This is a genomic window from Pseudomonas sp. MYb2, from assembly GCF_002979955.1.
Lineage (GTDB): Bacteria > Pseudomonadota > Gammaproteobacteria > Pseudomonadales > Pseudomonadaceae > Aquipseudomonas.
Genome location: NZ_PCQC01000028.1, coordinates 40,878 through 61,131 on the forward strand (window position 1 = coordinate 40,878; position 20,254 = coordinate 61,131).

At 60.4% G+C, this 20,254-nt stretch carries 14 protein-coding genes; 2 read left to right on the forward strand and 12 right to left on the reverse strand.

The features are described from left to right. Nucleotides 1–159: 159 nt before the first annotated feature. The gene (locus CQ009_RS28290) at nt 160–612 is read right to left on the reverse strand and encodes a GNAT family N-acetyltransferase (RefSeq protein ID WP_064388125.1); all 453 of its coding nucleotides are present in this window, start codon (nt 610–612) and stop codon (nt 160–162) included. Nucleotides 613–867: 255 nt separating this feature from the next. Between CQ009_RS28290 and CQ009_RS28295 the strand changes: the two genes are divergently transcribed. Further along, nucleotides 868–1,605 carry an ABC transporter substrate-binding protein gene (locus CQ009_RS28295; protein ID WP_105709356.1) on the forward strand — a complete coding sequence of 246 codons (738 nt, stop codon included), beginning with the start codon at nt 868–870 and terminating at the stop codon, nt 1,603–1,605. A gap of 112 nt (nt 1,606–1,717) precedes the next feature. Here the strand turns inward: CQ009_RS28295 and yccS are convergent, their stop codons facing one another. The 9 genes from yccS to betI form a co-directional block, all read right to left on the reverse strand. Beyond that, nucleotides 1,718–3,910 (reverse strand): YccS family putative transporter, encoded by a 2,193-nt coding sequence (gene yccS, locus CQ009_RS28300; protein WP_105709357.1) that lies wholly within the window; start codon nt 3,908–3,910, stop codon nt 1,718–1,720. 254 nt (nt 3,911–4,164) lie between these two features. Then, a complete protein-coding gene (locus tag CQ009_RS28305; protein WP_064388128.1) occupies nt 4,165–5,343 on the reverse strand; it encodes an NAD(P)/FAD-dependent oxidoreductase in 1,179 nt (392 codons plus the stop codon). 137 nt (nt 5,344–5,480) lie between these two features. After that, nucleotides 5,481–6,818, reverse strand: a complete 1,338-nt coding sequence (dbpA, locus tag CQ009_RS28310; RefSeq protein WP_230669476.1) for an ATP-dependent RNA helicase DbpA — start codon at nt 6,816–6,818, stop codon at nt 5,481–5,483. 128 nt (nt 6,819–6,946) lie between these two features. Continuing rightward, nucleotides 6,947–8,374, reverse strand: coding sequence for a multidrug transporter subunit MdtD (mdtD, locus tag CQ009_RS28315; RefSeq protein WP_105709358.1), 1,428 nt, complete (start codon nt 8,372–8,374; stop codon nt 6,947–6,949). A 112-nt stretch (nt 8,375–8,486) separates the two neighbouring features. Further along, entirely contained in the window at nt 8,487–9,824 is a 1,338-nt protein-coding gene (locus CQ009_RS28320) for a TldD/PmbA family protein (protein WP_064388131.1), read from the reverse strand. Further along, a complete protein-coding gene (locus CQ009_RS28325) occupies nt 9,824–11,266 on the reverse strand; it encodes a TldD/PmbA family protein (RefSeq protein WP_105709359.1) in 1,443 nt (480 codons plus the stop codon). Before CQ009_RS28325 ends, CQ009_RS28320 begins: the two co-directional genes overlap by 1 nt. A gap of 257 nt (nt 11,267–11,523) precedes the next feature. Then, nucleotides 11,524–13,227, reverse strand: a complete 1,704-nt coding sequence (gene betA / locus CQ009_RS28330; protein ID WP_105709360.1) for a choline dehydrogenase — start codon at nt 13,225–13,227, stop codon at nt 11,524–11,526. A gap of 180 nt (nt 13,228–13,407) precedes the next feature. Further along, nucleotides 13,408–14,880 carry a betaine-aldehyde dehydrogenase gene (gene betB / locus CQ009_RS28335; protein WP_077574839.1) on the reverse strand — a complete coding sequence of 491 codons (1,473 nt, stop codon included), beginning with the start codon at nt 14,878–14,880 and terminating at the stop codon, nt 13,408–13,410. 88 nt (nt 14,881–14,968) lie between these two features. After that, on the reverse strand, nt 14,969–15,562 hold the full coding sequence (betI, locus tag CQ009_RS28340) for a transcriptional regulator BetI (RefSeq protein ID WP_034153602.1): 594 nt from the start codon (nt 15,560–15,562) through the stop codon (nt 14,969–14,971). Between the two features lie 429 nt (nt 15,563–15,991). Between betI and betT the strand changes: the two genes are divergently transcribed. After that, nucleotides 15,992–17,989 (forward strand): choline BCCT transporter BetT, encoded by a 1,998-nt coding sequence (betT, locus tag CQ009_RS28350; RefSeq protein ID WP_064388136.1) that lies wholly within the window; start codon nt 15,992–15,994, stop codon nt 17,987–17,989. Nucleotides 17,990–18,176: 187 nt separating this feature from the next. On the opposite strand, the gene choV is transcribed toward betT, so the two are convergent. Both choV and choW read right to left on the reverse strand, forming a co-directional pair. Further along, a complete protein-coding gene (choV, locus tag CQ009_RS28355) occupies nt 18,177–19,355 on the reverse strand; it encodes a choline ABC transporter ATP-binding protein (RefSeq protein WP_105709361.1) in 1,179 nt (392 codons plus the stop codon). Further along, nucleotides 19,352–20,197, reverse strand: a complete 846-nt coding sequence (gene choW / locus CQ009_RS28360) for a choline ABC transporter permease subunit (protein WP_008085763.1) — start codon at nt 20,195–20,197, stop codon at nt 19,352–19,354. Before choW ends, choV begins: the two co-directional genes overlap by 4 nt. Between the last annotated feature and the right edge of the window lie 57 nt (nt 20,198–20,254).

Below are 20,254 nucleotides of genomic sequence, written 5' to 3' on the forward strand. Positions count from 1 at the left end.
AGAGGGAGAGGGAGCCGATTGGGGGAGATTGGAGAAGTTCGCCGACTTGGGCGAATTGCTGTGAATCCATAATCGACGCGGTTTTTCAGGTCGATGTCTGACGCAAGACGATAAGGTCAGTCCCCTCTCCCCTTGGGAGAGGGCTAGGGTGAGGGCTTTTCAGGCGCGACGCATGCCGATGTGCGGAATGTCATCCTCCAGATACTCCTCACCCGCCACAACAAACCCGTACCTGCCGTAATACCCCTGCAAATGCGCCTGCGCCGACAGATAGATCGGCACCTGTGGCCAATGCTTCTCGGCCTGTTTCAACGCCTGCTCCATCATTTCGTGCCCCAGCCCTTTGCCGCGACCCGCAGGTGCAGTCAGCACCCGGCCGATCACCACGTCTCCGCCTTGGGATTGCGGATCCAGCAGGCGCAGGTAGGCCATCAACTGATCATCTTCCCAACCCATCAGGTGATAGGTATCGCCTTCCAGATCCTGACCGTCGAGGTCCGGATAGGCGCATTTCTGTTCGACGACGAACACGTCCGAGCGCAGTTTCAACAGCGCGTACAGCTGCTCCTTGCCCAGATCACTGTGATGTTTGCAGACCCATTCGATTGTCATGTGCCGATTCCTTGAACGTGTCGCCCGATACTAAGCGTCTACGGCAAAGATGTCTTTATGGCGTAAGAGTCTGTGACAAAGGTCAAAATGCCATCATTCCTTTCTCGCACGGATGACTTCTTTGTGTAATCTGCTGGTGAGCGCAGTGCCTTGGCTTCCTTGAGCTAATGTTAGTGCCTGGGTTTCGCCGGTAAGGGGCCTTGGGGTTTTGACTGAAAACACGCTGGGCAGCCCGCCCGCTAAGGATTTTCAAGCATGCCGCGATTGCATCGAGCCTTTGCTTTGATCGGATTGCTCTTGCTGGCTCAGACCGCCGCAGCGGATAAGCTGCGGCTGGTGTTTGATATCTGGCCACCCTTTACCGACGACACCCTGGTCAACGGCGGACTGGCCACCGACATTGTCAGCACCGCGCTGGCCCGGGCCGGTTATGCCAGCGCTTATGAGCAGGTGCCTTGGGCGCGGGCGCTGCTTGGCGTTGGCGAGGGCCGCTACGATGTGTTGGTCAACGCTTGGTACAACGATGAACGGACCAAGCTCGGCCAGTTTTCCGGGGAATACCTGCTCAACCGCATTCGCTTTCTCAAGCGCAAAGACACTCCGCTCGATTACTCCAGCTTGCAACAACTGCACACCTATCCGATTGCTGTGGTGCGCGGTTATGCCTACTCGGCGCCATTCGATGCCGATACCGCGCTGCAGAAAGTCCCTGTGCATAACTTTGCCATGGCTGTGCGCATGCTCGCGGCGGATCGGGTCAAGTTGACGCTGGAGGATGAGTACGTTGCGAAGTATTACCTGGCGCGGGAATCCGCCAAGGTGCGCAATTCGGTGGAGTTCTTGCCCAAGCCGTTGAGTGAGAACAGCCTGCATATATTGGTCAGTCTGAAGAATCCGCAGCATGAGCAGATTGTTGCGGGGTTTGATAAGGCGATTGCGGCGATGAAGGCGGATGGGAGTTATGACAAGTTGCTTCGCCAGCATGGGATGTGAGGGGTGATCCAGAATCTTCTGTGTGGCAGATTTCGCTATCGCGAGCAGGCTCACTCCTACAATTTGGAATGCGTTCCCCTGTAGGAGTGAGCCTGCTCGCGATGACGCCCTGTCAACCGCCGCTGATTTCTGAGGTGTCCTTGATCAGATGCGCCGCCAACGTGCGCAATGGTCCCAACTGCCGGCAGATCAACGCCAATTGCGTTTGCACCAACCGCTGCCCTTCATCAATCTCATCGGGCATCTGCTCCAGCTCATTGGCCAGCGCTTCTTCTTCATCACTCTGAATCGCCACCGGCTCTTTGCTCGCCAGTCCCTGAGCGATTTCATCAATGCTCGTCGCCAGCTTCACCCCGGCGCCATCAATCAAATGCTCGCGCACTTCCGCCGGCAATTGGGTCTCGCGATGCGCACCCAGCCCTGACAGATAACTCAACAGCGTGTGCGACAGCACCAGAAAGCGGAATCCAACATCCGCTTCCTTACGGAAATGCCCCGGCTCCATCAGCATGTTTGCCAGTGTCGTCGACAGCGCGGCATCGGCGTTGTGCGCATTGCGTCGAGCGAGACGATAAGCGAGGTCGTCGCTTTTGCCGGCGGCGTATTGCTGCATGATCTGGCGCAGGTAGATGCTGTTGCAGGTCAGGGTGTTGGCCAGCACTTTGTTCAGGCGCCGGCCCTGCCAGTCCGGCAGGAACAGGAACACTGTCAGCCCGGCAATCAGGCTGCCGAGCAAAGTATCGAACAACCGTGGCAGGAACAGTCCGTAACCGTCGCCGACCTGGTTGAAGCAGAACAGCACCATGATGGTGATCGCCGCCGTCGCCAGGGTGTAGCGGGTGGTGCGGTTGGTAAAGAACACCACGCCGGCAGCGATGGCGAAACACGACTGCACCAACGGGCTCGGGAACAGATCGAACAGCGCCCACGCCACGGTCAGGCCGATGGCGGTACCGAAAATCCGCTGACCGAGTTTGCGTCGTGTCGCGCCGTAGTTTGGCTGGCAGACGAACAGGGTGGTGAGGATGATCCAGTAACCCTGCGACGGGTGAATCAAGTGCACCATGCCGTAGCCGATACTCAGCGCCAAGGGCAGGCGCAGGGCGTGACGGAACAACAGAGAAGTCGGCGTCAGTTGCGTGCGCAGACGAATCCAGACGTCCTTGAGGTTGCGCGGTGAGCGGTCGAGCAGGCTGCTGTCGGTCGCATCGGCCAAGGCGTCGGGGTTGCTGGCGTCACTGAGCAAACGGTCGAGGGTGCCGAGGTTGGCCGCCAGTGCACGCAGCGAACGCAGCAGCCCGCGCCAGGCCGGGTTGCTCTGGATGCGCAGATGTTCGAGGGAGGCATCGAGGTCGCTCAGGGCTTCGGCGAAACTCGCGTCGTAAATGAACGGCTGGCGCATCTGGATCGACTCGGCCAGCGCCCGGCAGGCCTTGCCTTGCTGGCGCAACAGGCGCTGGCAGCGGAACAGCACGTCACTGTGAAAGAACGCGTCGGCCAGCGCGTTGTACGGATAGTGCGAAGAACTGGCGCGTTCGTGGATGTCCTGAGCGAGGAAGTACAGCTTCAGGTAACGGCTGACTTTCGAGCCGGGGCGGCCGTTGCCAACACGGTGCAGAATGATTTCCTTGGCACTGTTCAGCGCAGCGACCACGCGACCGTTTTGCTGAGCCAGTTCCAGGCGCCGGGCTTCGACGTCCATCTGCCGGATCGGCTCGAACAGCGAGGATTTCAGCTTCAGGTAAAAGCCCAGCTCACGGAATAATCGCGCCAGACTTTGCTGCACCGGCTGATTGGAAAACAGCGCCTGCCACAGCACCGAGAGCAAGCCGTACCACGCCGCACCGGCGACCAGCAGCATCGGTTCGTGCCAGAAATCGGTGACCGCGCCGCCGCGCTGATCAACGCCGATCATCGTGTACACCGACAGAATCAGCGTCGCCGAAGCAATCGCGCCATAACGCTCGCCGAGAGCGCCGAGCATGGTCAGGCCGAAACTGGCCAGCGCCAGGGCAATGGCAAACACGATGGGGTAGGGGAAGAGCAATTCCACCGACAGCGCGGCGATGCTGAAGCACACCAGCGTCACGGCGAGGGCGTTGAGGCGGCCCTGCCAACTGTCGTCGGTTTCGGCCAGGGCGCTGGCGATAATCCCCAGGAACAACGGGATCAGCAGGCCCATTTCATCCTGATACCAACACAGCGCCATGCTGCCGGTCAGGGCGATGAACACCCGCACGCTGTAGCTGAATTTATCCAGCGCCCACAGGCGCCGCAAAGACTGACGAAACGAGGTCGAGGACATGAAGTGCGAAGGCCTTCCGAGGCGATGCCGCTAAATTGAGCCAGTAATGACGCCGACGCAATGGCGCCGATCACATCTGACAGCAAAAAGTGTTCCTTTGAGATCTTGTGTAGAACTAAATCTTGAATTGGGCACGGAACCCTGTGGGAGCTGGCTTGCCAGCGATGGCTGCATGACAGTCAACAATGATGTTGGATCTGCCGGCCTCATCGCTGGCAAGCCAGCTCCCACAGGTTTTTGTATTTAGCTTTGAATTAAGCGTATTGCGCGGCCGCGTAGCCGGAGGCCCAGGCCCACTGGAAGTTGAAGCCGCCCAGGTGGCCAGTGACGTCGAGGACTTCGCCAATGAAATACAGGCCCGGGCTTTTCAGTGATTCCATGGTTTTGGACGACACTTCGCGGGTGTCGACGCCGCCGAGGGTCACTTCGGCGGTGCGATAACCTTCAGTCCCCGCCGGCACGACTTTCCAGCTGCCGAGCTTGTCGGCAATCTCAGCCAATTCGGCATGGGTGTACTGCTTCATCGGCTTGGACACAAACCAGTTGTCCGCCAGCAGATTGGCCATCTTCTTGGTGAAGATCTCACCCAGCAGGGTTTTCAATTCGCTGTTCGGGCGTTCGGCCACTTGCTGTTGCAGCCAGCTCGCCGCGTCGTGATCCGGCAGCAGGTTGATCTCGACGGTGTCGCCAGACTCCCAGAACGACGAGATCTGCAAAATCGCCGGGCCGCTAAGGCCACGGTGAGTGAACAGGATGTTCTCGCGAAAGCTCTGATCGTTGCAGCTGACCAGACAATCCACCGATGTGCCGGACAGCTCGGTGCACAGTTCCTTGAGCTGATCGGTGATGGTAAACGGCACCAGCCCGGCGCGGGTCGGCAGCAATTCATGGCCGAACTGCTTGGCGACTTGATAACCAAAACCGGTCGCTCCGAGCGTCGGGATCGACAGGCCACCGGTGGCAATCACCAGCGACTGGCACTGGATCTGGCCGAGGGTGGTGTCGAGCAGGTAACCGTTCTCGACTTTCTCGATGGTCTGGATCGAGGTATCCAGGTGCAGCTCGACGCCGGCCTGATCGCACTCGGTCAGGAGCATTTCAAGAATGTCGCTGGACTTGTTATCGCAGAACAACTGGCCGAGTTTTTTCTCGTGGTACGGCACGGCGTGCTTGCCGACCATGCCGATGAAATCCCACTGGGTGTAACGCGCCAGTGCGGATTTGCAGAAATGCGGGTTCTGCGAGAGGAAATTGCTCGGCTCGGTGTACATGTTGGTGAAATTGCAGCGGCCACCGCCCGACATCAGGATTTTCTTGCCGGCCTTGTTCGCATGGTCGAGCAGCAACACCTGACGCCCACGCCCGGCGGCGGTCAGTGCACACATCAACCCAGCGGCGCCAGCGCCAATGATCACGACTTCGGTAGAGCGCAAAACGGTGTCCTCTGAAATGTCACCACAAAACGAACTGTAGGAGCTGCCGCAGGCTGCGATCTTTTGATCTTGCTCTTTAAAAACAAAGTCAAAAGATCGCAGCCTGCGGCAGCTCCTACAGGGGAGTTACGTTGTTCTTACAGGATGCGGACGCGCAGCGAACGGCCCTTGATCTTGCCGTCGTTCAAGCGCTGCAAGGCCTGCATGGCCACGGTGCGGTCAACGGCCACATAAGCCTGGAAGTCGAAGATCGCGATCTTGCCCACCTGCGCACCCGGAATGCCGGCATCGCCAGTCAGTGCACCCAGAATGTCGCCCGGACGCACCTTGTCTTTACGGCCGGCACCGATGCACAGCGTGGTCATCGGCGGCTGCAGCGGCGCGAGGCCCTGGGACTTGAGGTTATCGACCTGATCCCAGTTCAGCGGCGACTTCTGCAGTTGCTCGATGGCTTGCGCACGATGCGCTTCGCCCGGAGCAACCAGGCTGATCGCGATGCCTTTCTCGCCAGCACGACCGGTACGGCCAACGCGGTGAATGTGGATTTCCGAATCGCGGGCCAGTTCGACGTTGATCACCATGTCCAGCGCATCGATGTCCAGACCACGGGCAGCCACGTCGGTGGCAACCAGTACCGAGGTACTGCGGTTGGCGAACATCGCCAGCACCTGATCGCGATCACGCTGTTCCAGATCGCCGTGCAGGCCGACTGCGGAAATGCCCTTGGCGGTCAGGTGATCAACGGTTTCCTGAACCTGCTGCTTGGTGAAGCAGAACGCCACGCAGGAGGCCGGACGGAAGTGGTGCAGGACTTTGGTCACTGCGCTCATACGGTCTTCCGGGGAGATCTCGTAGAAACGCTGCTCGATCTGCGTGTCATCGTGGAACGCTTCGGCTTTCACCGTTTGCGGATCACGCATGAATTTCGACGCCAGTTGCTTGATGCCCACCGGGTAGGTGGCGGAGAACAGCAGGGTCTGACGGCGCTCCGGGGTTTTGACGATGATGTCTTCGATGGCGTCGTAGAAACCCATGTCGAGCATGCGGTCGGCTTCGTCGAGGATCAGCGTGTTCAGGCCATCGAGGACCAGCGAACCCTTGCGCAGGTGCTGCTGGATGCGGCCCGGGGTGCCGACGATGATGTGCGCGCCATGTTCCAGCGAAGCGATCTGCGGGCCGAAGGACACGCCGCCGCACAGGGTCAGGACCTTGATGTTGTCTTCGGCACGGGCCAGACGACGGATTTCCTTGGCGACCTGGTCGGCCAGCTCGCGCGTCGGGCAGATTACCAGTGCCTGGCAACCGAAGTAGCGCGGGTTGATCGGGTTGAGCAGGCCGATGCCGAAGGCCGCGGTCTTGCCGCTGCCGGTCTTGGCCTGGGCGATCAGGTCCATCCCCTTGAGGATCACCGGCAAGCTCTGCGCCTGGATCGGCGTCATCTGGGCATAACCGAGGGATTCGAGGTTAGCCAGCATGGCGGCGGACAGCGGCAGAGTATTAAAAGCGGTGGCGATGGTGGTCACGGGACTGGCCTGCAAAACAAAATGTCGCGCAGTGTAGCAGCCCCGTGCCACTTTCTTCGAAAGTTCTGGACGAACAGTGGTTAATGTTCGATGTGCTCTTGCGGGCGTTTGGCGCGGCGGCCGTCTTCCTTCGACAATTGCGAGAAGATCGTTGCCGCGAGCATCGCCATGATGCCGACGGTGACAAAAGTCAGCTGGAACGCGCCGAGCACGGTTTCCACGCCATCGTTACCGACCTCTGCTGTAAACCCGCCGAGCAACGCACCGGCGCACGCCACGCCCAGACTCAACGACAACTGCGCCACCACCGAGAGCAAACTGTTGCCACTGCTGGCGCTCGCGTCATCGAGGTCGATCAGGGTCACGGTGTTCATCGCCGTGAACTGCAGCGAGTTGATCGCGCCCAGCACTGCCAGCAGGCACAGCAGCAGCCAGTACGGCGTCTGCTCACTGACCAGACCCATGCTCGCCAGCATGATCCCCAGTGCCAAGGTGTTGCCGGTGAGGACGATGCGATAGCCCAGACGCTCGATCAGCGGCCGTGCCACCCACTTGGCGATCATCGCCGCCGCCGCCAGCGGCAGCATGCTCATCCCCGCTTGCGACGGCGAATAACCCAGCGCCACCTGCAGTAGCAACGGCACCAGAAACGGCAGTGCACCGCTGCCCAAGCGCGCGAACAGGTTGCCGAGAATGCCGACGGCAAACGTGCGGGTCTTGAACAGCGAGGGCGCGAACAGCGGGTTCTCAATGTGCCCGGCGCGCAACCAGTACGCCGCCAGACAGGCCATGCCGCCGAACAGCAGCAACATCACGCGCAGGTGCGGCAAGTGCAATTCGCCGAGGCCTTCCATGGCGATGGTGATCAGGATCATCGCCGCGCCGAACAGCAGGAAGCCGAGGCTATCGAAACGTGTGCGCTCAGTGCCGCGCAGGTCGGGAATGAATTTCCACACCGCGTAGCAACCGATGACGCCGACCGGCAGGTTGATCAGGAAGATCCAGTGCCACGTCAGGTATTCGACCATCCAGCCGCCCATGGTCGGGCCGATCAGCGGGCCGAGCAGACCGGGGATAGTGATGAAGCCCATGATCCGCACCAGTTCGGAGCGCGGGTAAGCGCGCAGTACCACCAGTCGCCCGACCGGCAGCATCAACGCACCGCCCAGACCCTGAATGACGCGGGCGCCGATCAGCATGCTCAGGCTGCTCGACAGTGCGCAAAGCAGTGAACCGAAACTGAACAGCAGAATCGCGCCGAAGAAGATTTTCTTGGTGCCGAAGCGGTCGGCGATCCAGCCCGAGGCGGGAATCAGCAAGGCCACGGTGAGCATGTAGGCGATGATCACGCCCTGCATGCGCAGCGGGTCTTCGGCGAGATCGCGAGCCATGGCTGGCAGCGCGGTGTTGAGGATGGTCCCGTCGAGGGACTGCATGAAGAAAGCGATAGCGACGACCCACGGCAACCAGCGGGCGGTGATGGCGTCGAGAGGCGGGCGGTTGGGCATGGAACCTCTTGTTGTGGAGTCAGTGAAGGCCTCATCGCGAGCAGGCTCACTCCTACATTTATTCTGTGTCGATCACAAATCCTATGTAGGAGTGAGCCTGCTCGCGATGCTTTTAAAGCGTCAGCGTGAGTCGGCTGACCAGTGCCCCCGGCAGCAACGCCGACGAGGTATTGCGCTGGCTATACGTACTCGCCGACAGCAGCAACTCGCGCTCGGCGGTTAACGCTTCCAGCTGCGAACCGAGCAGGCTGTAAGCGCTGTCGTCAAAGCGCATGGTGCTGACCGGCGCCTGGATCTCGCCGTTCTCGACCCAGAAGGTCGCGAAGCGGGTCATGCCGGTCATGCGCGCCGCCGGTTGATCCGAGAAGTTCAGGTACCACAGGTTGCTGATGTACAACCCGGTGCCCAACTGCTTGAGGATCTCCGCTTGGGACAGATCACCGGCCGCCATGTTCAACGCACTCGGCGATTCACCGCCGCTGGCGCCATTGGCGGTCAAACCATATTCGGCGGCACTGCGCGAGCCGACCAGTTGATCGCCAGCCTTGCCTTCGACGATCAGCCGCAGATCGCTGCGTGGATAACCTTCGCCGGAAAACGCCGGGCTCAGCGATTCGCTGACTTTCTCGTCCAGCGACAGCAGCGGACTGAACGCCTGATCGCCGACATACAGCTTCTGCAACGGACTGCTCTTGCTGGCGATCGACTGCGCCGAGAAACCGCCCCAGCTCAACATGCCCATGATTTCTTCCAGCGCCGCCGGTGCCAGGTACGCGCGGTATTGCCCCGGTGCCAACGTGCGCAGCGGGCGGCCGAGAAACTCCAGTTGCTCACGTGCCTGAGCAAAGCGCTTGGCAAAACCCTCGCTGCTCCAGTCATGCCCGGCGTAGCTGGCCTTAACCGCTTCACCGTTGTCGTGGAACAGGCTGAAATCGAAGTTGAAGCTGTTGGCCTGATGCCAGCCAAACGCCCCCGAAGAGCTGGCGAAACCACGGCTGATCGGGCCCGCAGCATAAAAGCCGACCAGATCCAGACCTTCAGCGGCGGCGCAGATTTCATCGACAACCTGCTCAGTGTCCGGCAGCGGATGCTCCTGCACGTTCTGGCTTTGCCAGCCGTTGTGGTTGAGTAGCAGATACGGATCCTGTGGCAGCAGCGGCAGGGTTTCGCGCAGTTGCTGCAGGCCTTCGGCGAGGCGTTGCAGATCGCCTTCCTGATCCCCGGACAGGGTGACCTGCAGGTCGGCGTGACGCCCGTCGTTGATCAGCTTCAGCACGATGTTGGCCTGCTGCACTTGCCCGGCCTGGCGTACCTTGGCGTGGTTGAAACGCACGAACGCCGAAGACTCGGCGGCATAGCTGAGGGTGAACTGTTCCGGCTCGCGCACGCTGTCGCGCAGCCAATTGACCATGACCTTGAAGGCGTCGGACTGACTCTTCGAAATGCTCATCAGGCGTCTCCCCCAAACACATCAACGTTGCTGAATACGCAGGCCGGCGAAGCGTGGCCGACGCGGATCACCTGGTTCGGTTCGCCCTTGCCGCAGTTCGGCGTGCCCAGCACCTTGACGGTGTTGGCGTCGCCGACGGCGCGCAGGCTTTTCCAGAAGTGCGCGGAAATCGCCCGGTAGTTCGGGTTTTTTACCACGCCTTTCAGTTCGCCGTTTTCGATCAACTGGCCCCATTCACAGCCGAACTGGAATTTGTTGCGCGCATCGTCGATCGACCACGAACGGTTGGTGCTCATCAGGATGCCGTGCTCGATGCCTTCGATCAGTTTGTTCAGCGGCTGATCGCCCGGTTCGATATTGAGGTTGGCCATGCGGTCGATCGGCGCGCGGTTCCAGCCGCAGGCGCGGCTGTTGGCGACGCCTTCCATCCCGGCACGATATTGCGACAGCGCACCGCCCAGCGGACGCAGCAACAGGCCATCGCGGATCAGGAATTGTTTGCTCGCTTTGCTGCCGTCGTCATCGTGGCCATAGCTGGCGAGTTCTTCGGGGATGCCCGGGTCGAACGTCACGTTGAGCAGTTTCGAGCCGTATTGCAGGCTGCCGAAGTCGCTCGCTTTGACGAAACTGGTGCCGGCGTAATTGCGCTCGTCGCCGAGGATGCGGTCGAGTTCCAACGGGTGGCCGATGGATTCGTGGATCTGCAGCATCATCTGATCGGGCATCAACAGCAGATCGCGCGGGCCTTGCGGAGTGTTCGGCGCGAGCAGCAGTTGCAACGCTTGATCAGCAACTTGCGGGCCGGCGCCGATCAGGCCACAACGGCTGATCACGTCAGCGCCGCCCTGTTGGCCGAAGTTCTCGCGGCCGAGGCTGCGGGTCTGGCTGTCGTTGCCGTCGTAGGCGGTGACGTCGAGGCTTGGGTAAACGAAGCGCTGGGCCTGGCGCAATTCGGCCCCCGCGCTGCTCAGGTAGATCTGTTCGACGTGGGTAATGCCAATGCTCACTTGCCAATTCACCAGGCGCTCATCCTTTGGCACCGAGGCGGATTCCGCGCCGAGCAGCTCGAAGCATTCGCTCAGGGACGGAAAGGGTTGTTCGAGATTGGGCGAAAGGTAATCAGCGCGATCTCTGGACACCGGCTGATCGCGCAGGTCGAGCAAGGCGTGCGGCTTCAGGCGGCGGGCCTGAATCTCAGCGCGTTCGAGGGCGGCTTGCAGACCTTGTTGCGACAGGTCGTTGGTGGCCGCGTAGGCCTCAACGCCGTTGACGCGAACGGTGAGCATCGCGCCTTCGTCACGGCTCAGGCTCGGCGGTTCGGCGACGTTCTTGCGCACCGACAGGTACTGCCCGGACTCGCGTACATACCGCAGGGAAAAGAACTCAGCGCCCGTGCGCAAGGCAGCGAAGCGCTGCTTGAGCTGGGGGTGGAAATCGAACATTCGGGAACCTCCTTGTCAGGGGGAAGCGGTAGAGCTACGGCGAGGAAGGGGGTGAAACGGTTGCGCGAGGTCTAGAGTAGGCCTGCGTGGGGGTAGGATCAAGTGAAGAGGGGGTGTAGGGGGATTTACTGTGCAAGGCAGGAGATCGTTCCCACGCTCTGCGTGGGAACGCCGCCATGGACGCTCTGCGTCCGCTGTGTGACGCAGAGCGTCACGGGATGCATTCCCACGCAGAGCGTGGGAACGATCACTTCAGGCTACTGAGCAACCGGGGTGATATCACGCATCGGCTTGCCCTTCACCGGCGCATCGCCCGCAACGTAGTACGGCGCGGTGCTGCGTGGCAGCGGCTGGCGGCCACGGATCTTGTCGGCGATTTTCTCGGCGATCATGATCGTCGGCGCGTTGAGGTTGCCGGTGGTGATGATCGGCATGATCGAGGCATCGACCACACGCAGGCTCTGCATGCCGTGCACGCGACCTTCGCCATCAACCACAGCCATCTCGTCGGTGCCCATCTTGCACGAGCAGGACGGGTGGAACGCGGTTTCGGCGTGCTCGCGGATGAACTTGTCGAGTTGCTCATCGGTTTGCACTTCGATGCCCGGGCTGATTTCGCGGCCACGGAAAGCGTCCAGCGCAGGCTGCTGCATGATTTCACGGGTCAGGCGGATGCCGTCGCGGAATTCCTGCCAGTCCTGCTCGGTGGCCATGTAGTTGAACAGGATGCTCGGGTGCTGGCGCGGGTCTTTCGACTTGGCCTGGATGCGACCACGGCTCGGCGAACGCATGGAGCCCATGTGCGCCTGGAAACCGTGCTCTTTCACACCGTTGCTGCCGTTGTAGTTAATCGCTACCGGCAGGAAGTGGTACTGAATGTTCGGCCATTCGAATTCCGGACGCGAACGGATGAAACCGCCGGCTTCGAACTGGTTGCTGGCGCCGATGCCGGTGCCGTTGAACAGCCATTCGGCACCGATGGCTGGCTGGTTGTACCAGAGCAGCGACGGGTACAGCGACACCGGTTGGGTGCACGCGTATTGCAGGTACAGCTCAAGGTGATCCTGCAGGTTTTCACCAACGCCCGGCAGATCGTGAACCACCGGGATGTCGAGGGACTTCAGCAGTTCGGCAGGGCCGACACCGGAGCGCTGCAGAATCTGCGGCGAAGCGATGGCGCCGGAGCACAGCAGGACTTCTTTACGGGCTTTGGCTTCAACGCGCTCTTCAGCGTCGCCGACCAGGTAACGCACGCCGACCGCACGCTTGCCTTCAAACAGAATCTTGTCGGTCAGGGCGTGGGTGACGATGGTCAGGGTCGAACGCTTCTTGGCGGTGTCGAGGTAGCCACGGGCGGTGGATGCACGACGACCGTTCGGCGTCACGGTGCGGTCCATCGGGCCGAAGCCTTCCTGTTGATAACCGTTCAAGTCTTCGGTGCGCGGGTAACCGGCCTGCACGCCAGCTTCAACCATGGCGTGGAACAGCGGGTTGTTGCCAGCCTTCGGCGTGGTCACGCTGACCGGGCCTTCGCCACCGTGGTAATCGTTCGGGCCGATGTCGCGGGTTTCGGCTTTGCGGAAGTACGGCAGGCAGTCGAGGTACGACCAGTTTTCCAGGCCTGGCAGTTTCGCCCAGCCGTCGTAGTCCATCGCGTTACCACGGATGTAGCACATGCCGTTGATCAGCGAGGAACCGCCGAGGCCTTTGCCGCGACCGCATTCCATCCGGCGACCGTCCATGTGTGGCTCGGCGTCGGTTTCGTAAGCCCAGTTGTAGCGACGACCTTGCAGCGGGAACGCCAGAGCGGCCGGCATTTGCGTGCGGAAGTCGAGACGGTAGTCCGGGCCGCCTGCTTCGAGCAGCAGAACGGTGACGCCGGCGTCTTCAGTCAGACGGGTCGCCAGGGTGTTACCGGCCGAGCCGGCACCGATGATGATGTAATCGAATTCTTGGGACATTGAATGCACCCTCTTTGATAGTGGTCAGGTCGGACCTTGGCGAGTGCTGTGCACTCGAATCGCTGGCAAGCCAGCTCCCACAGGGATTGGGGGCTGCCACAAATTGGATGGACGACTCCAAACCTGTGGGAGCGGGCTTGCCCGCGAAGAGGCCTTCGCGGGCAACGAAAATCTCGGGTCTTAGAACACCGAGACGTAATCGCCCAGCTCGACCTGTACCGATTTGATGCGGGTGAAGTTGTTCAGCGAGCTGATGCCGTTTTCACGGCCAACGCCCGACTGCTTGTAACCGCCCACCGGCATTTTTGCGTCGGACTCGCCCCAGGCGTTGATCCAGCAGATACCGGCTTCCAGTTGATGAATCACGCGGTGCGCGCGGTTCAGGTCTTTGGTGACGATACCGGCGGCCAGGCCGAAGTCGGTGTCGTTGGCGCGGCGGATCACTTCTTCTTCGGTTTCGTAGGAGAGGATCGCCATCACTGGGCCAAAGATTTCTTCACGGACGATGGTCATGTCGTCGGTGCAGTCGGTGAACACGGTTGGCGCGACGAACGCGCCTTTGGCGAATTCGCCGTCGGTCAGACGATCGCCGCCGCACAGTACGCGAGCGCCTTGCTCTTTACCCTTGGCGATGTAGCCGAGCACGCTTTCCATGTGCGCGAAGCTGACCAGCGGGCCGAAGTTGGTGTTTTCGTCTTCCGGGTTGCCAACGCGGATGCGTGCAACGCGCTCAACGATCTTGGCTTCGAAAGCGGCTTTCAGGTGCGCCGGAACGAACACGCGAGTGCCGTTGGTGCAGACCTGACCGGAGCTGTAGAAGTTGGCCATCATTGCGGTGTCGGCAGCGCGATCGAGGTCGGCGTCGTCGCAGATGATCAGCGGGGACTTGCCGCCCAGTTCCATAGTCACGTCTTTCAGCGACGAAGCCGAAGCGCTGGCCATTACCTTCTTGCCAGTGTCGGTGCCGCCGGTGAAGGATATTTTTTCGATGCGCGGGTGCTCGGTCAGCCAGGTGCCGACTTCACGGCCGCTGCCGGTCAGCACGTTGAACACACCGTTCGGAACGCCAGCTTCGGTGTAGATCTCGGCCAGTTTCAGGGTGGTCAGCGAAGTGACTTCGCTTGGCTTGAAGATCATCGCGTTACCGGCAGCCAGCGCTGGAGCGGATTTCCACAGGGCGATCTGGATCGGGTAGTTCCACGCGCCGATACCGGCGACAACACCCAGCGGCTCGCGACGGGTATAGACGAAAGAAGTGTCGCGCAGTGGAATCTGCTCGCCTTCGATGGCCGGCACCAGGCCTGCGTAGTATTCCAGTACGTCAGCACCGGTAACGATGTCGACGTATTTGGTTTCGGAGAAGGATTTACCGGTGTCCAGGGTTTCCAGGGCGGCCAGCTCATCGTTGCGCTCGCGCAGGATGTCGACGGCGCGACGCAGGATGCGCGAACGCTCCATGGCGGTCATCGCGGCCCAGATTTTCTGACCCTTTTCAGCGCTGACCACGGCGCGCTCGACGTCTTCCTTGGTCGCACGTTGCACCAGTGCGAGGACTTCACCGTTAGCCGGGTTGATGGCTTCGAAGGTGGCATCGCTGCCGGCGTCAGAGTACGCGCCATCGATGTAAAGTTTTTGCAGTTCGAAACGGGCCATAGTGTCCTCGCAAGTGCATTGGTGGTTGGCGTTGACCACCGCGATAAGGCTGCGGTGGCAGTGAGGGGCCGAGCGTTTTCTGTGTGCTCTAGCTCACCTTCTTGGCCAATTGGAAATCCATGTATTCGTAAGCGATCTGTTGCGCCTGCGCCGTGTCGAAAGCGTCTCCCGACAAAGCGCCGCGCAACCACAAACCGTCAATCAACGCGGCCAGGCCACGTGCTGCGGTGCGCGCATCTTCGAGCGGCAACACGCGGCGGAACTCGCAGCACAGGTTGGAATACAGACGGTGATCGTTGATCCGCTGCAACCTGTGCAAAGACGGCTGGTGCATGCTGGTGGCCCAGAAGGCCAGCCAGGTTTTCATTGCCGGGCCATTGACCTGGCTGGCGTCGAAGTTGCCTTCGATGATCACCTGCAGATGCGCCCGTGGGCTGTCATCTGCCAGCGCCTGACGGCGCGCGGTGACGCTCTCGCTGAGGGCTGTCATCAGATACCGCATCGTGGCGGCAATCAGGCCGTTCTTGTCCTGAAAGTAATGACTGATGATGCCATTCGAGACACCGGCCAAACGGGCGATCAGCGCAATGCTGGCGTCCCCCATTCCGACCTGATCGACCGCCTGCAAAGTGGCTTCGATCAGTTGTTGGCGGCGGATGGGTTGCATACCGACCTTGGGCATCTTGCACATCTCCTTAGGCCTTCCGAGCGGCGAATCACGCCTATCGGATTGACGGCCAGTCTATTTTGTTTTGATTGAACGTTCAATCAACAAAGAATAAGATCTGCGACAAATCGTCGCTGCCTACAGATTTTTCCTACGTGTAAGTGGCGATAAAACCGACATCCGAAAATGCTCGAAACCTGCGTGGGGCATGGCGCGGTTCGCGATTCGATGGACGTGTTGAAAGGGCAAGACGCTCAGGGCCAGGTTTCGGATGAACGTCCGTCCACCTTCGGCCACGAAAGCGATTCGCAGCGCCATTTCGGCAGGTTCGGGCTTTTTTCGGGGTGTCTTTATATCACCCGCCGGTCGGCTGCCAACTAACCGATTGGTCGGGTTCCGTGTTGCCTTGTGTTCTTCTCTCGCACTGCCTGGAGCATTTGTGCCATGAGTTCTGCCTCGCTTATAAAGACCCCGCCCGAGAAGGTGACGGTCAACGGTTGGGTGTTTTACACCTCTACCGCGCTGATTCTGTTGTTGACCGCCATTCTGATTATCGCCCCGCAAGAGGCCGGCAGACTGTTGGGTATCGCTCAGGCCTGGTTGTCGCGCAGCTTCGGCTGGTACTACATGGTGGTCATCGCCGCCTACCTGGTGTTTGTGGTGGGCCTGGCGTTTTCCTCGTACGGCAAACTCAAACTGGGCAGCAAGGACGACACCCCGGATTTCAGTTACGGCGCCTGGGCGGGGATGCTGTTCTCGTCGGGTATCGGTATTTCGCTGCTGTACTTCGGCGCGTCCGAGCCACTGGATCACTACTTCAATCCGCCGGAAGGCGCCTCGGCCAGCAACCTGGCCGCACGTCAGGCGGTGCAACTGACTTTCCTGCACTGGGGCCTGCACGGCTGGGCGATCTATGCGCTGGTCGGTCTGGCCGTGGCGTACTTTGCGTACCGTCATAATCAGCCGCTGGCCCTGCGTTCGGCGCTGTATCCGCTGGTCGGCGAGCGTTGGGTCAAAGGCGCGGCCGGTCATGCGGTGGACGGTTTCGGCATGTTCGTAACGCTGCTGGGTCTGGTGACGAACCTGGGGATCGGTTCGCTGCAAGTGTCGTCGGGCCTGGAAAACCTGTTCGGCATGGAACACAGCAACACCAACCTGTTGATCGTGATCATCGTGATGAGCACCGTGGCGACCATCGCTGCCGTGTCCGGCGTGGAAAACGGCATCCGTCGTCTGTCCAACCTGAACATCGTGCTGTTCAGCGGTCTGTTGATTTTCGTGCTGTTGTTTGGCCCGACCTTGCACCTGCTCAACGGCTTCGTGCAGAACATCGGCGATTACCTCAATGGCATCGTGCTGAAAACCTTCGACCTTTATGTGTACGAAGGCGACAACGCCAAGTCCGAACGCTGGATGGGCCTGTGGACCCTGTTCTACTGGGCGTGGTGGATTTCCTGGGCGCCATTCGTCGGCATGTTCATCGCGCGTATTTCCCGTGGTCGTACCGTGCGTGAACTGGTCGCCGGCGTGCTGCTGATTCCGCTGGGCTTCACCTTGGCCTGGCTGTCGATCTTCGGTAACTCGGCGCTGGACCTGGTGATGAACCATGGTGCGGTGGAACTCGGCAAGACGGCGCTGGAACAGCCGTCGATGGCGATCTATCAGTTGCTTGAACACTACCCGGCGTCGAAAGTCGTCATCGGTGTGTCGATCTTTGTCGGTTTCGTGCTGTTCCTGACCCCGGCCGACTCTGGCGCGGTGATGATGGCGAATCTGTCCTGCAAGGGCGGCAACGTCGACGAAGATGCGCCGCACTGGCTGCGGATCTTCTGGTCGGTAGTGATCACCCTGGTGACCATCGGTCTGCTGTTTGCCGGTAACTTCGAAGCCATGCAAACCATGGTGGTGCTGGCCGGTCTGCCGTTCTCGGTGGTGCTGGTGTTCTTCATGTTCGGCCTGCACAAGGCGATGCGCCAGGACGTGCAGATCGAACAGGAGCAAGCGCAACTGGCAGAGCGCGGTCGTCGCGGTTTCAGCGAGCGTCTGACGCAACTGGATCTGCAGCCGAGCCAATCGGTGGTGCAGCGTTTCATGGACAAGCAAGTCAGCCCGGCGCTGGAAGACGCCACCGCGCAGATGCGTGCGCAGGGTCTGACAGTGCAGACGCTGTTGGGTAAATCCAAGCGCTGCATGGGCGTGCGCGTCGAGATGGAAGAGGGCAACCCTTTCGTCTACGAAGTCAGCCTGGACGGCTATCTGGCGACCCCGACCGAATCGGCGCAGTCCGATGAAGCGCGCCAGCGTTATTACCGCGCCGAGGTGTATCTGCACAACGGCAGCCAGGATTACGACCTGATGGGCTTCACGCAGGATCAGATCACGCGGGATGTGCTCGATCAGTTTGAAAGCCATCGGCAGCTCCTTGGCCGGGTGTATAGCTAAACCGCTAAAACAAAAGGGGCTCGATTGAGCCCCTTTTGCATGATCGTTCCCACGCTCTGCGTGGGAATGTCTCAATGGACGCTCCGCGTCCGCTGTTGTGGGACGCGGAGCGTCCCGGGCTGCATTACCACGCGGAGCGTGGGAACGATCAGGGATCGCTCACCGCGATCCCTTTTTTTATCCCGCCTTAACCGAGGTTCTTGCCTAATAGCGCGTGATACAACTCGCTGTCGCCCAAGATCCCCACCACATGATTGTCATCGTGCAACACCAGCTTGTTGCCGGTCTGATAGCGAATCTGCAGCGCATCACGCATACCGATGTTCGAATCCACCAACGTCGGTTTACGCTCCAGGCCTTCCACCGCTTGCCCCGGCGCCCAGTTCTGCAGATTCAGCACCGAGCCGTTCTGCCGCGCACCCTTGATAGTGTTGCCTTCAGCCAGGTCCAGCCACGAATCACCGCCCGGATCCAGACACACCGAACCGTTGATGCGTTTGCACTTGTCCAGTGTGCGCATCAGGCTGCGCCCGCACAGTACGTTTAGCGGATTGGTGTGCGCCACGAAGGTGCGCACATAGTCGTCCGCCGGGTTGAGCACGATCTCTTCCGGCACGCTGTACTGGATGATCCGGCCGTCCTTCATGATCGCGATGCGGCTACCCAGTTTGAGCGCTTCGTCGAGGTCGTGACTCACGAACACGATGGTTTTGCTCAGCTTGCGTTGCAGTTCCAGCAGTTCATCCTGCAAGCCCTGACGGATCAGCGGGTCGAGTGCCGAGAACGGTTCGTCCATGAGCAAAATGTCGGCGTCCATCGCCAGCGCCCGTGCCAGACCGACACGCTGCTGCATGCCGCCAGAGAGTTCGTCAGGCTTCTTGTTGCGCCATTGGGTCAGGCCAACCAGTTCGAGTTTTTCATCGACCAGTTTGCGCCGTTCCTTCTCCGGACGGCCCTGCATTTCCAGACCGAAACTGATGTTCTCGCGCACCGTCAGCCACGGCATCAGAGCGAACTTCTGGAACACCATGGCGATGCGTTTGGTGCGCATCATTTTCAGCTCGGCCGGGGTGCAGGAGGCGATGTCGATCTGCTTGCCTTCATGCTCGACGAACAGCTTGCCGCGGCTCACGGTGTTGAGGCCGTTGATGCAGCGCAGCAGGCTCGACTTGCCCGAACCGGACAGGCCCATCAGCACGCAGATTTCGCCTTTGTTGATGTCCAGCGTGGCTTTTTCCACGCCGACGATCTGCCCGGTTTTCTTCAGGATCTCGTTGCGGGTCATGCCCTGATCGAGCAGCTTGAGTGCCTCGCGTGGATCCTTGGAGAAGATTACGTCGACGTCTTCGAAGCGAATTATGCTCATGCGTCACCCCCTACTTTGGCGTCGGGTTGTTTGCAGATACGGTCGAGCATGATCGCCAGCAGTACGATCGCCAGGCCCGCTTCGAAGCCCAGGGCGATATCAGCAGTGTTCAGTGCGTTGACCACCGGTTTGCCGAGTCCGTCGGCGCCTACCAGTGCCGCGATCACCACCATCGACAACGACAGCATGATGCACTGGGTGATGCCGGCCGCGATGCTCGGCATGGCGTGAGGCAGTTCGATCCGTGAGAGCAATTGGCGACGCGAGCAGCCGAAGGCCTTGCCAGCGTCCATCAGTTCTTGCGGGACATCGCGGATGCCCAGGTAGGTCAGGCGGATCGGCGCAGCGATGGCGAACACCACCGTGGAGATCAGGCCCGGTACCACACCCAGCCCGAAGAGGGTCAGGGTAGGAATGAGGTAAACGAAGGTCGGTACGGTCTGCATCAGATCGAGTACCGGACGCATTAACGTGTAGAACATCGGTTTGTGCGCGGCGACGATGCCCAACGGCACGCCGATGACCACGCAGACCAGGGTCGCGAACAGCACCTGGGCGAGGGTTTCCATGGTTTCCTGCCAGTACCCCAGATTGAGGATCAGCAGAAAGGAAGCGATGACGAAAACGGTCAATCCCCATTTGCGCTGGATGAAATGCGCGAGCAGGGCGATGAGGCCGATCAAGACAAAAGGGTTGAACCAGGTGAGCGCAAACGTCACGCCGTGGATCATCGTTTCCAGGGTCACGGCGATTGCGTCGAAAGTGTTGGCGCCGTGTTGCGTCAACCATTCGACGAAGCCCGCGATGTACTGGCCTAAAGGTATTTTCTGATCAATCAGCATGGTAGTGAACGTCCGCATGCAAGGAAATAAACAGCCCGGACGGCGTTAACCGCCCGG